The organism is Halorhodospira halophila SL1 (assembly GCF_000015585.1).
Lineage (GTDB): Bacteria > Pseudomonadota > Gammaproteobacteria > Nitrococcales > Halorhodospiraceae > Halorhodospira > Halorhodospira halophila.
On the sequence record NC_008789.1, the window covers coordinates 1,426,688 to 1,439,296 of the forward strand.

14 protein-coding genes are annotated in these 12,609 nt (G+C 66.5%); 6 read left to right on the top strand and 8 right to left on the bottom strand.

The window, feature by feature from the left end; all coding sequences use genetic code 11:
• The first annotated feature begins 23 nt into the window (after positions 1–23).
• Complete coding sequence (locus tag HHAL_RS06665) at positions 24–713, top strand: TorF family putative porin (RefSeq protein WP_011814105.1); 690 nt, start codon at positions 24–26, stop codon at positions 711–713.
• Positions 714–871: 158 nt separating this feature from the next.
• On the opposite strand, the gene HHAL_RS06670 is transcribed toward HHAL_RS06665, so the two are convergent.
• The 5 genes from HHAL_RS06670 to HHAL_RS06690 all read right to left on the bottom strand — a co-directional run bounded on the left by HHAL_RS06670 (position 872) and on the right by HHAL_RS06690 (position 5,397).
• Positions 872–1,243, bottom strand: coding sequence for a sensor histidine kinase (locus HHAL_RS06670; RefSeq protein WP_011814106.1), 372 nt, complete (start codon positions 1,241–1,243; stop codon positions 872–874).
• Positions 1,244–1,375: 132 nt separating this feature from the next.
• The gene (locus HHAL_RS06675) at positions 1,376–2,980 is read right to left on the bottom strand and encodes a Na/Pi cotransporter family protein (protein ID WP_011814107.1); all 1,605 of its coding nucleotides are present in this window, start codon (positions 2,978–2,980) and stop codon (positions 1,376–1,378) included.
• Positions 2,981–3,063: 83 nt separating this feature from the next.
• Complete coding sequence (locus tag HHAL_RS06680) at positions 3,064–3,576, bottom strand: hypothetical protein (protein ID WP_011814108.1); 513 nt, start codon at positions 3,574–3,576, stop codon at positions 3,064–3,066.
• Entirely contained in the window at positions 3,573–4,055 is a 483-nt protein-coding gene (locus HHAL_RS06685; RefSeq protein ID WP_011814109.1) for a winged helix-turn-helix domain-containing protein, read from the bottom strand. Before HHAL_RS06685 ends, HHAL_RS06680 begins: the two co-directional genes overlap by 4 nt.
• 691 nt (positions 4,056–4,746) lie before the next feature.
• Positions 4,747–5,397, bottom strand: a complete 651-nt coding sequence (locus HHAL_RS06690; RefSeq protein WP_011814110.1) for a hypothetical protein — start codon at positions 5,395–5,397, stop codon at positions 4,747–4,749.
• 133 nt (positions 5,398–5,530) lie between these two features.
• Here HHAL_RS06690 and HHAL_RS06695 point away from each other — a divergent pair, with 133 nt between their 5' ends.
• A complete protein-coding gene (locus HHAL_RS06695) occupies positions 5,531–6,355 on the top strand; it encodes an alpha/beta hydrolase (RefSeq protein WP_011814111.1) in 825 nt (274 codons plus the stop codon).
• 121 nt (positions 6,356–6,476) lie between these two features.
• On the top strand, positions 6,477–7,241 hold the full coding sequence (locus HHAL_RS06700; protein WP_011814112.1) for an SDR family NAD(P)-dependent oxidoreductase: 765 nt from the start codon (positions 6,477–6,479) through the stop codon (positions 7,239–7,241).
• A gap of 39 nt (positions 7,242–7,280) precedes the next feature.
• Here the strand turns inward: HHAL_RS06700 and HHAL_RS06705 are convergent, their stop codons facing one another.
• On the bottom strand, positions 7,281–7,940 hold the full coding sequence (locus tag HHAL_RS06705; protein ID WP_011814113.1) for a cytochrome b/b6 domain-containing protein: 660 nt from the start codon (positions 7,938–7,940) through the stop codon (positions 7,281–7,283).
• 214 nt (positions 7,941–8,154) lie between these two features.
• Here HHAL_RS06705 and HHAL_RS06710 point away from each other — a divergent pair, with 214 nt between their 5' ends.
• The gene (locus tag HHAL_RS06710; RefSeq protein ID WP_011814114.1) at positions 8,155–8,610 is read left to right on the top strand and encodes a c-type cytochrome; all 456 of its coding nucleotides are present in this window, start codon (positions 8,155–8,157) and stop codon (positions 8,608–8,610) included.
• A gap of 74 nt (positions 8,611–8,684) precedes the next feature.
• Positions 8,685–8,951 carry a nucleotidyl cyclase domain-containing protein gene (locus HHAL_RS06715; RefSeq protein WP_011814115.1) on the top strand — a complete coding sequence of 89 codons (267 nt, stop codon included), beginning with the start codon at positions 8,685–8,687 and terminating at the stop codon, positions 8,949–8,951.
• 38 nt (positions 8,952–8,989) lie between these two features.
• On the opposite strand, the gene HHAL_RS06720 is transcribed toward HHAL_RS06715, so the two are convergent.
• Complete coding sequence (locus HHAL_RS06720) at positions 8,990–9,442, bottom strand: DUF2141 domain-containing protein (RefSeq protein ID WP_049751500.1); 453 nt, start codon at positions 9,440–9,442, stop codon at positions 8,990–8,992.
• A 190-nt stretch (positions 9,443–9,632) separates the two neighbouring features.
• Here HHAL_RS06720 and HHAL_RS12625 point away from each other — a divergent pair, with 190 nt between their 5' ends.
• Complete coding sequence (locus HHAL_RS12625; RefSeq protein WP_011814117.1) at positions 9,633–11,651, top strand: hybrid sensor histidine kinase/response regulator; 2,019 nt, start codon at positions 9,633–9,635, stop codon at positions 11,649–11,651.
• Here the strand turns inward: HHAL_RS12625 and HHAL_RS06730 are convergent.
• Positions 11,630–12,580, bottom strand: coding sequence for an SDR family NAD(P)-dependent oxidoreductase (locus tag HHAL_RS06730; RefSeq protein WP_011814118.1), 951 nt, complete (start codon positions 12,578–12,580; stop codon positions 11,630–11,632). The genes HHAL_RS12625 and HHAL_RS06730 overlap by 22 nt on opposite strands.
• Positions 12,581–12,609: the final 29 nt, after the last annotated feature.

The following is a 12,609-nucleotide window of genomic DNA, read 5'->3' on the forward strand; positions in this document are numbered from 1 at the left end:
AACCGACGAACCAAAAGAGCAGGATGATGAACACGACGACCATGCGTACACCGCAGCCCCGCCGCGCCGCGGCTGCGGGGCTGACCCTGAGCGCCGCCGCACTCGCCCTGCCGACGGCCAGCGCCGAGGACTGGGCCGAGCGGACCACCTTCGAGTTCGGGGTCTTCAGCGACTACCTCGACACCGGCGAATCGGTGAGCAAGAACAACGCCGTCGCCCAGGGCGGCATCGAGTACGGCCATCCGGGCGGGCCCTTCCTCGGGACCGCCGTCTCGACACTGGACGGGAATGAGCAGGGGCAAGAGGTGGTGCCATACCTGGGCTACGGCTTCACCGCCGGCGAGGTGGACCTGAGCCTCGCCTACGAGTACGCCTACTACCCGGAGCAGGACGACGCCGATGAGGGCGAGGTGATCCTCGGCGCCGGCTGGCGCGGCCTGGGGGCGGAACTCGCCTACATGGCCAACGCCGACGACAGTGATGCCGCGGGCAGCATCGTCTACGCCCTGGGCTACGGGTTTGACGTGGCCGAGGACATCGCCCTCGATGCCACCATCGGCTACGACGACCCGGACGACGCGAGCGGGGACGCCTTCTGGGAGCTGGGCGTCAGCCGCGCAGTGGACGTCGGCGAGATCTCGCTGGTCTACGGCTCGCGGGATGAGAGCGGCGCACAGGACGTCTTCGTCGCCGGCTACAGCGTGAGCTTCTAGCCCAGGCGAAGGGAAGCCGGCGGAGCCGATGGGGATTCGCCGGCTTCCCTGCAATGCAACCCCGGCGGCTATGGGCTCTGCTCCGGGGCTGTTCGACGGAGACGGTACACCCCCCCCCCGCTGCCATTCGCGGGTGCGCAGCCGCTCCACCCTCGGCATCATCCCCGACCGCCACGCGGCAGGTAGAGGACGATTTCCAGGCCGTGCGGATCGCCGTTGCGCGCCTTGATCGCACCACCCAGGGTCTCGACCGCATGGCGCGCGATGGCCAGCCCAATCCCGTGACCACCGCGTCGAGTGCCGGAAGGCAGACGCCGGAACGGCTCAAAGATCCGCTCGAGTTCATCTTCAGGGACCCCTGCGCCCTCGTCGCAGACCCGGATCTCGGCCCCTTCCCCTGCCTGCTGCCAGGTTACCGTGACGTTGCTGTTCGCCGGGGTGTGCTGCAAGGCGTTGCGTAGGACGTTCTCAATCACCGCCCGCAGCAAGTACCGGTCCGCCTGGACGGTGAGTGCGGGCCCCGGAATCACGGTGACCGATCGCCCCTCCCCCTCGGCTTCAACGGAACCGGCACCGAACTCATAGCGCGCATCGTGGGCGATCGTCTCGATGAGCGTGGCGAGCTCGATCGGTTCCGGGGAAGATCGCGGTACGGGTCAACTCTAATCTCGTTCACTTTGCAGGGCGTCCATGCCCGGCTCGTCATGGCAGTAGACGTAGACCACGCCGCTGAGCCGCCGGTTGAGCTGCTGAAAACCGTCAAGCACTTCCCAGGCCGGGTAAGGAAGCCCGGGCTGGTGCCGCTTGGCCTCGATCAGCCAGCGGCTGGTCTCCTGCTTTCGCATCAGGATCTTGCGACCCAGTTCCGGACGCTCGCGCATGAGCATGCGGGCCACGGTATTCATCTGCTGGGTGAACCGAGAAGCGGCTTCCAGCAGCAGCGGCCGTGAGGCCTCCACGGACTCCTCATGGTGCTCGAGCAGCCGACGGACCTGATCGTGCATGTCCGGCCCCAGGGTGCGAACAATCATGGGCAGTTCGCGCATGAAGTCATCCAGGGTGTCCTTCAGCGCCTGGTCCGAGGGGCTGAGGGAGTCGTCCGGAATGCCATCGAGAAACTCGGTCAGTTCTTCACAGACCCGCTGGATGTCTTGAGTGCGCGCCTCAACCTCCGTGGCGGCATGGGCCGGCAAATGGGACTGGCGCAGCCCCTGCACGACGATCTCCCCGGTCAGGTGCAGGGCATCGAACACCCGCAGGGTCTCGCGCATGGCGGCATTGATCGCCAACGTCGGGTTATCCAGCAGTAACGGATCAAGGCGGGCGACGGCAGGCCGCTCGGGCGTTTCCGGATCCGGGGTCAGGGCACTGACCCAGCGTTCCAGAGCGGGGGCTACCAGAACAGCCAGGCACGCGAGCAGGTTGAACAGCGTATGGACCCAGGCAGCCTGCTGCGGCAACCCGCCGACCCAGCCTTCCGGCGGCGGCCCGGGCAGAGCCAACAACAGGGCTGCGATGGCCGCCGCCAGAGGCAGCTTGACCATAAGCACGGCCAGGCCCAGACGGCGTCCCTGCACATCGCCCCAACCCGCGATGAGCACAGTCAGGCAAAGGCCGATGTTCGCGCCCAGGACCCAGAGCAGGAGCATTTCCAGACTAATCTGCCCACCCGCCACCAGAGCCAGGGCCACCGCAATGGAGGCGGTCGCGCTCTGGACCAGCAGGGTCAGCAGCACGGCCGCGACCATCAGCAGCAGCGGTAACTGGCCCAGAGCCTCGAAGAGCGCCTCGACCGCCGGATCCGACCCCATGGCCACGGCCGCCTCGCTCAGCAACCCCATGCCGAGCAGCATAAAGCCGAAGGCCAGCAACGTCTGACCCACACCGCGCGGTCGCGCGGCCTCCAGGAACAGGAAGAGGAACGCCCCCACCGCCAGGAAGAGCCCCTGGTAGTCCTGCAGATCGAAAGAGACAAGCTGAACCAGCACCGTACTGCCCAGCTGTGCGCCGAGCAGCACTGCTAGCACGTTGCGCCAGGACACGCGGCCGTGGCGGGTCATCTGTACCGAGAGCATCGCCGTAGCCGTCGACGACGGCATCAGCGCCCCGCCGGCCACACCACCGACAAGGGCGCGCCCCCGGGTACGGGTAAACCCCTGCAGCCAGTCCAGGAGATCACCGCCCAGGGTCCGCGCAATGCCCTTGCGCAGGAAACGCAGCCCGAAGAGGATGAGCAGGATGCCGGCCAGTAGATTGATCAGCTCCATCGCATCAACGTTCCCAGATCCCGGAGCAAAACTGAGGGCAACAAGATGGCCCCTGGCCAGCAACGCAGAAGCCTAGGCGCGCATCACGCTCGTTGCTGTTGAGAGCCGCTGATCGACTCCTCGCTGCCGAGCAGGCCCTCCTCACGCAGGATACGGTAGGTCTCGAACTTCACCTGCACCTCACGCTGACCAACCAGCACCAGCGGTAGGCCGGTGGGCACGGCCAGGGCTACAGCGAGCAGGGCCCCCAGCCAGCCAGTGGTCACCGCGCCGAGTGACAGCAGCAGGGCACAGATACCGATGCCCCACCCCCCCAGGAATTCAGCAGGGAAGCGGTGGACTTCCGTCTCGCCGTCTACGTGGCCGGCAACCAGCCGCCCGCGGCCGCGGCGGTCCCAATGCCGCACGAGCACCACCGAAGCCCCGGTGCTCAGCCGCTCCCCCAGGCTTCCGAACAGCTCCACGGACTCCAGATTCCGGATCTGACCCTCGGTATCGCGCACCGACACGTTAAAGCGTTCCGTGCCCCGACCGCTTTTCGCCTCCCGGGCCTTCCCCACTTCGCTGACGTATCCGCGAATGACTTCAAAGCTCATGCTGCCTCCTTCTCGGCTCGGCTTGAATCCAGGTGGTACCCCACACCGCGCACCGTGCGGATCATGCGGTCATATCCGGCCGGACGCAGCGCCTGTCGCAACCGGCGAACATGCGCATCCACCGTTCGCGACTCCAGATAGGCACGCGGCCCCCAGACGCCGCGGATGAGTTCATCGCGCGTCACCACGCGATGGCGATGCGCCGCCAGGAAATGCAGCAGACGGAACTGTGTGCGGCTCAACTCGACGGCGCGACCCTCAACCCGGGCCTCGTGACGGGCCGGGTCAATCACCAGCCCGCGCACGGACAGCGACTCTGCGGGCCCCGAGTGCGCTGCGCCACCGTCCCCACAGGTTGATACCGGATCCGGCCCGCCCGCCGCGGTTTCGCTCATCAGAGCCCGCAACAGCGCCTGCCGCTGACCCGAGGTCAGGCGCGGTACAGAGGCGAGCAGCGTCTCGAAGCAGCCGTTGTTCATAGCTCTCTCTCCCCATCATGGTTCCATCCTCCGGTTGGTCGACGCGCAACAACGCGGGCCATCTAGGGCCCGACGGATCGCACGTTGGTCCGGAGGCTCGAACGCCCACGGGGAAAAGAGAGCAAGACGCTTGCGATTGAAGCGATTTACTGCAGGAAAACCATAGGCCATGAACCCCTCCGCACTTGGCCGTTTCTGCCTTCGAAGGGGAGTGTTTTTCGTCTGAGCCCGCCTCTCGGAATCAGACAAAAAACCTCCCCAATCCACCCGGAAGCGGATTGATAAAAATCGGCAACGCAGGCAATCCGTGACTGCCTGGCATCCGAAGATCTCAGGGCGGAGGGGAAGCTTGCGGTGCGGAGGGCCGGCCCGTCGAACCCGGCCGCTCCGCAGGTCGCCGCCGGGCGGCGGCTGGCGGGGCGGCTGAGGTTAGATCAGGGCGCGGCGGGCCTCGGCACGGCGAGCCTCCCCGCCGGGAGATCGACTTCGACTACTCGGATCGTCCATCTGTGCCTTTGTGGTTACCTCTTATGGCCCACTTGAGACTTGACTTCCCGGATTATAGGGACTTTGTTTTGACGCTGCAACGGCCCGTTCCCGACACGGTCCACTTTCTCCTTTCGCTTACAGGATGAAAGTGGCGAGCAGGATCTCGTTTTCGCCGGTTAAAACGCGACCTTCTCGCCTTCCCTCAAACCGGTGGTTTCTGGGCTCGGCAAGGCCGGAAATAGCGACGCACTCCCGCACCCACAAAGTTCGAACCACCCCGGACCCCGCTGAACAGCCCGAAGACCCCGGAGCGGTGATGGATACGCACAAAACCGCTCCAGTCCCGCCCCGGGGGCTTGCCTTCGATCTCGAGTAGCAGGTAATTCAGTAGCTGCGCCGAGTCTTCGTCGTCGTCCTTATCCCCGCGGGGCTCGATGCGTGGCTCCTGCGTCGCCCAGGACAAACCCTCACCGAAGGCGGCCCGGGTGTCCAGCCAGCGATCCCAGGGGAACCGCGTCCAGCGTGCCACCAGTACGCCATTGACCTCCCCGTGGCGCTGCATGCCGGTATGGCGCGCCAGCTGCCCCTCGACCTCCCAGTCCAGCGCCCCCCAGCGGGCGACCCGGGTGCCGTAGACGAGGCCGACCAGATAACTCTCCTGCCGACTGGCCGACCATCGACTGACGATGTGGACCAGGCGGTTTTGCGCGCTCTGCCCCACGTAGAACCCGACATAGGATGGGCGGTCGGCAGACCCCGGCGAAGGGGCCACGTCCTGCCCCGCCCCCACCGCAACCGATCCTGCGGCCAGGGCCAGCACCACGGCATACCCGCCGAGCCTGACTCCTTGCATAGCCACCGCCGCCCTCTGCAGCACTGCCCCCTGGCCCGTCAATGTAGCGAACCGAACCCGGATACTCGCCCTGCCCAGGAGGGAGCCGTTACCATCGCCAGACCATAAGGGCGAAAAAGCCGTAGAGAGAACCGTGCGCTTGTTGCTGAGCCTTGCCCTGGCCGCGGGGCTCGTCTACGTGGGGTTCGGTGCGCTGCTCTTCCTGGCGCAGGAGCGCCTGGTCCACCTCCCGCAGGTGCCGACCCGGGAGCTGCAGGCCTCACCCGCCGACCGCGGCTGGGATTACCAGGACCTTGCCATACCCAGTGCCGGGGGGATCACCCTCCACGGCTGGCACGTCGCCGCCGATCGTCCCCGTGGGGTTGTGGTCTTCTTCCACGGCAACGCCGGCAACATCTCCCACCGCCTCGACACCATCGCCATCCTCCGCGATCTCGGCCTGGATGTGGTCATCTTCGACTACCGGGGTTATGGGCGCAGTGAGGGTTCCGCCCATGAGCGGGGGCTACATGAGGACGCTCGGGCCGTGGCCCGCTGGGTCCGCGACGAGTTGAACGTGCCCCGCGAGCTCACGATCTTCCACGGCCGATCCCTGGGTGGTGCCCTCGCAGCCAGCGCGGCGCGGCAGATCCCCCCAGGCGCGCTGATCCTGGAGTCGACCTTCTCCTCCGCTGAAGCGGTGGCTCGCGACCTCTACCCGTTCTACCCGACCCGCTGGCTGACCCGTCTGGAGTACGCAACCGCGGACTACCTGGCGGAGGTGGACGCCCCCACGCTGATCATCCACAGCCGCAACGACGAGATCATCCCCTATCACCACGCCGAGGATCTGCGTGCGGCCGCATCGGCCAGTGCCGAACGACTCACCATCCGGGGAGATCACAACACTGGGTTCCTCACCAGCGGCGACCGGTACCGGGCGGGACTGCAGCATTTCCTGGAGCAGCACCTGCTGTAACACTGCGTCGGTGGAAGACCGCCTACACTCATGGTTCACTCGGGAGAGGGGCAGCGTCTGCGGTCTAACCGACCCGTGTTCGTACCACCAAGCTCACCGGCTCAGAGAAGGGGAATCCACCATGAACCGAGCACAAGGCAGGGTCATCGTCATCACCGGCGCGGCCGGGGGCATTGGCGAGGCGACGGCACGGCATCTCCACGCGCAGGGGGCACGCCTGCTGCTGACCGACCGCGAGCCCGAAGGCGTTCAACGGCTTGCAGAGGAGCTGGGCGACGGCGCGGCCGCGATGGCCGTCGATGTCTCCAGCCAGGCCGATAACGAAGCCATGATCCAGGAAGCCGAGGCGCGTTTCGGCGCCGTGCACGGACTGTTTCTAAACGCCGGCATCGAGGGCCAAGCCGGTCCGCTGGAGGATGCAGATGACAGCGTCTGGAACCAAGTCTTCGCCGTGAACGTGCATGGCGTGCGCTACGGGATCCAGGCCGCCCTGCCCGCTCTGCGGCGCGCCCAGGGCGGTAGCATCCTGATCACCGCCAGCGTTGCCGGTGTCCGGGGGGCGGCGGGACTGAGCCCCTACGTCAGCAGCAAACACGCCGTCATGGGGCTGATGCGGACCGCCGCCGCAGAGCTCGGGCCCGAGGGGATTCGCGTCAACACTGTCAATCCGGGCCCGGTGGACAACCGGATGATGCGCTCCATCGAGGATCAGGTGAGCCCCGGCCATGGCGACGAGGTCAAACGCGGGTTTACGGCCCGCATCCCGTTGGGGCGCTACGTCAACAACGATGAAGTGGCTGCGGTGGCGGCCTTCCTGCTCTCCGAGGCCGCCTCCGGGATTACCGGGTCCAACTACATGGTCGATGGCGGGATGACGGCACACTAAGCTACCGCGCGCGGGCCGCTGCACGGTGGCCCGCTGCCGTCACGGCGCCGTCACCAGGAGCAGCCACACCACCCCCGCGGCGACTGTCCCGGCGACCACCGCACGGTACAGGGGGGCGATCCATGGCGGGGCGAAGCCATTGCGCTTGTAACCGCTGATCATCGCCACCAGCAAGCGCTCGCCCCGTACCCAGCGATACACCGCGATGGCCGCCACATGGAAGGTCACCAGGATCAGGAGTACATCGAAGATCTGCGTATGCAGCCGGGTCATGGTCCGCTCCAGGTCGGAGCCGACCCAACCGGTCAGCGGGCCACTGCGGAGGATATCGTCGGTGGCGAACAGCCCCGTCACCGCCTGCGCCAGCACCAGGGCCAGCAGAACGATCACCGCCCAGCCCCCTAGGGGATTGTGGCCGCGGCTGGGGGTGCGATCGCGCCACCACCCCACCAAATACCTCCCGACCGTTCGCGGCCCGGCCAGGAAATCACGGAAACGCGCTGTCTCGCTCCCCACGAACCCCCACAGGATCCGGAACAGGACCAGAGTCAAGACCGCGTAGCCGCTCCACTTGTGCAGGTCCCATCCGGACAGGCCTTGCTCCGCGCTATACCAGGACAGGCCCAGCGCCAAGACCAGCCCCCAGTGAAACAGCCGCGTGGGCAGATCCCAGATGAAGACCCGCTGCCGTTCGCTCATCGTCCTCCCGCTATGTCTCCGGGCGACCGTATCCGACCGACTGTCTGCACCCTACGCCTCACCAGGCTAGCGTCTCCGCTTGTCTGCTGTCATGCGCCCAGCGTCGCAGCGGCATTTGATCCGAATCACGCTGCCAACTACGCTGGTTCGGGTGCCGAGAATGGACTGGCCACGCGGGGCTTCACGCCCACGCAACCGCGAAGGAGGAAGCACCATGCGCAGACTGATGACCACGACCCTGGCCCTCGCCACCGGATGCCTGCTCGCCGGAACGACCATGGCCCAGTCCGACGAGGAACAGATCGAATACCGCCAGGCCGTATTGACCGTGATCGGCGGCAACTTCGGCCCCATGGGGGATATGGCCCAGGGCGAAATCGATTATGATGCAGAGCGATTCGCCCGCAACGCGCAGCGTGTAGCGGATCTAAGCCGCATGGGCCTGGAGGGGTTCGAGGGTGGGCCGCATAGCGGCGACACCGACGCCAAGACGGCCATCTGGGACGAGTGGGAAGAGTTCGAGCAGGGTATGGCCGACTTCGAGGCCGCAGCCCGGGAGCTGGCCGAGGCGACCGAGGGCGGCGAGCAGGATCTGAGCGATATCCAGGGCCCATTTATGCAGGTCGCAGAGTCCTGCCAAGCCTGCCACGACAACTATCGAGACAACTGATCGTCTAACGATCCACAGGGGGCGCCCCGAGGGGCGCCCCGTCCGCCTTTCGCGAGCATGGAAGCCCGCCTGCCATGGCCCTGTTCCCCGCACGATACCGCCCACGCATCGGCGTCGGCGCACTACTCCTGATCGGCATTGGCTTCCTGCTCGCCGCCCTCGTCGCCATCCTCACCATCGGCGGCGCGATCCTGCTGGACAGGCAGCAAGCCCACGATCAGCGCGTCAACGCTGTGCTGGCCCAGGGGGCGCGCGCCGATTGCGCGCTTTACGCCGCCAAGCACCAGGGTCGCAACCGCGTCTCCATCGTGCCGCCGGGATCGGGGCCGAATGCCGCGTAGGGTCTGGGCAGGCAATGACCTGCTCCAAGCACACGGCCTCAGTCCCGCAGGTCCAGCGTCACGCTGGTGCCCTCTTCGTCCACGGTAAACGCCGCATCGGCGAAATCGGGCGGCCCCATCCGACCCATGGCTCCGCGACTGAAACCTGCTGGCTCGCGCGGGATGCCGAGGAAGTTGGTGGTCAGATCCCCGCTGCCGTCCAGATCCTGAAAGGCCGCTACGGCGTACTCACCGGGCACCAGGTCGGAGATCGTCAATGCAACCGCGTCGCCTTCGACCGGGCGAGCCTTACGGATCAGCGCGCCATCCGGATCCGGGAAGGCTTCTGGATCGTCGAAGACGGCGACGTAGACACTGCCCTGACCTGCCTTGGGCAGCAGGATCTCCAATTGCAAGGTTGCCGCGATCGCAGGACTGATACCCATCAACAGGGCCACACAGCCCGCAACCCGGAGCGCCGGACCCTGCCAGGCCGGGGTGATCGCACGCACGATCGATCTCCTGCATTGACCTACACGAACCTGCACTTCGCAAACTCTCCCATTGGGCCCTCCCTGGTAAACCCCCTATACCCCTTTGCCCAGGCAGGATTTTGGTTAGACTGACCGTATAGCCGTATCTTAGAGCGTGCCACGCTGGCGGGGGGCGTCGCGAGCGCGCACGCGAGAGGGACCATCGATCGTGCATTTTGAACTGCTTCGGCGGGGAACGCAGGGATCATCCACACAGGGCCTCCAGCTGCTTCAGGCAACCCTGGATGCTCTGGATGCCCATATTGTGGTCATCGACCTACAGGCCCGCATCCGCCTGACCAATCGGGCCTGGCGCCGCTTCGCCCAGGACGGGCAAGCAACGCAGGAACAGGTGGGCATCGGTGCCGACTACATGGCCGCGCTGCGCAATGCCCGCGAAGCTGGCGACGCCGATGCGGCGGTGGTCCTGGAACGCATCGAGGATCTGCTCGCCGGTCGCCGGCCTTTTGCCCACCACGAGTACCCCTGCCCCGGGCCGGACCGCGAGCGATGGTTCGTTATGCAGGCCACCCCGCTACGGTTCGACGAAGACAGCACGCCGGAGGGGGCCGTCATCGCCCATAGCGATATCACCGATCGTTTCCGGGCGGAGCAGACCGCCGGCGAAATGGCGCGGCAATTGCGCGAGCGCGTCAAGGAGGCAGAGTGCCTAGGCGGCGTCGCCATGCTGACCCACCGTGCCACCAGTATCCCGGATACCCTGACGGCCATCGCCGAGCACCTGCCCACTGGCTTTCTGCACGAACACGCCTGCCGCGCCGCCATCACCTACCGGGACAGGCGCTATCCACCCGACGAGCCGACGCCGGAAATGGGGGCGCGCCTTAGCGCCCCGATCCACATCAGGGGCGAAGGGGTCGGTCAGATCACGGTGGGCTACGATGCGCAGCTTGGGCTGGGCGATGACCCCTTCCTGCCCGAAGAACAGCGGCTGATCGAACGCAGCGCCCTGCTTCTGGGCCAATACTTGCATCGAGAAGAGATCCGCAAAGAGCTCGAGGGCGCCAACCGGATCAAGACCCAGTTCCTCAATGCCGTCAGTCACGATCTGCGCACCCCGCTCAATGCCCTGCTCGGCGCGATCGACATGCTCTCGGAGACACCGCTGAGCGAGGAGCAGCGAGCGCATTTGTCGTTGGGCGCGCGCGCCGGCGAGAAGCTGGAAGGCCTGATCGATATGCTTCTCGATCTGGCGCGATTGCAGCACGGCCGGCTGAACCTCAAACACGAACCCTTCGACCTGCTGGATGTCGTCCGCCGCCAGGTCGAGTTGGTCGAATCCGCGCGGGCAAAACCGGCGGTCACGATCGAGATCGCCACCGAGGGCGCAGAACCCTGGCTGGTCGAGGGCGACGGCGAGCGAGTTGGCCAAGTAATCAGCAATCTGGTGGATAACGCGGTCAAATTTACTGCTTCGGGCAACGTAACGGTCCGCTTGGCCCGTGTCGGCGAGGAGTGGATCCGGATACGGGTCCTGGACACCGGCCCGGGGATCGGTGAAGCCGAGCGCGAGCGCATCTTCGACTGGTTCTTTCAGGGCGAACGGGTCACCGAGGAGCACGGCGGGATCGGCCTCGGCCTGCGCATTTGCCTGGAGCTCCTTCGCGCCATGGGGGGCTCCATCGACGTCGCGAATCGCCGCGACGGACCCGGCGCCCAATTCACCCTGCTGCTACCGTTGCCAGCTTCGGCAGCCAACTTGTCGACCCCAGCTACGCGAAGCCAGCAAGGCAGCATGGCTGCACAGCAGACGGAAAAACCGCTTAATGGCGTCCGCGTGGTGGTCGCCGACGATGAACCGATCAATGCCCGCCTCACCCAGGCGTTGCTCGAGCAGATGGGTGCGCATGTCTTCCTCGTGGATGACGGCCCGGGGGCGCTGGCAGCCTGGCGGGATCGGGGCCCGGACCACCTGCTCCTCGACGTCCAGATGCCTGGTCTGGAAGGTCCAGAGGTCGTGCGGCGCATCCGCTGTGAAGAGGCCGAAACCGGCCGGCGGCGGACGCCGATCACCATGCTGACGGCCCAAGACGCACCCCCCGTGCGTACGGCCTGCGAGCAGGCCGGCGCCGACGGCTATCTGCTCAAGCCGGTCCGCGCTGCGGATCTGCGCAGTCACGTGGCCCGTAGCGATCCTCCGGGCGCTCAGGGAGTTACCCCGACTTGATACGGCGCCAGTAACCGCTCCAGGTATTCGAGCAGCGCTTCTCGCTCCGTGGCGGTCTCCCGGGTTCCGGGGACCAGGTAGGGGGACACCCGGCGGCGATCGAAGTAGAAGCCGCCCGACTCGAGCGCGCTAGAGGCATCCGCGGCGCCCTCCCCGGAACTGGCGCGCGTGACCAGCCAGACCAGTGTGTCCGCCCCCTGCTCCGGGGTCCGCAGCCGGCCCTGCGTCCAGCGCCAGAACCCCGGGATGGCCTCGCGCACGCCGGCCGTATCAACCCACCCCGGGTGCATGGCAAAGCACCCGACGTTGCGAAACAGGGGCATGCGCGCCATCTGCGCGTTGACGATGGTCTGCGCGCGCTTGACGTTGGCGTAGGTCGCCACCTTGTCGTAGCGGTCGTTCTCGAACAGGTGGCGCAGATGCAGGCGCTGAAGGTACATCCCGCCGGAACTCATCCAAACCACCCGGGCCCCTTCGCGCAGCTTGCCGGCCCGCGCCAGATTGTGGACGAGCAGGTAGTGGCCGAAGAGCTGAGAGGCCATCTGTAGCTCGACGCCGTCGGCGTTCAACGTGAACCGCTCCGGCATCGCCCCGGCGTTGAGAGCGATGAAGTCCAGGGGCGGCAGTGTCTCCACCGTGCGCGCCACAGCCGCCCAGTCCCCGGTATCCAGCGTACGGTAATCCGTATCCTCGGCCTGTTCCGAGCGACCGCAGCTCAGCACACGGTGGCCCATCCCGCGCAGGCGATGCACGGCAGCCGCACCGATGCCCCGGCTGCCGCCGGTGACCAGGCCGGTCAGTGCCTCGTCGGGCCCGCTTCGCAAACGATCCCGGAAGCCGGGCCAGGTTCGGGCGTGCCGCTCGGAGCCACTGCGGTCAAAGGAGAAATAGATGGATGCGTCGAGCAGCCACTCGTGGGGTTTTCTCATGGGCAGGCCGTTCCGTGGGGCTGATATCG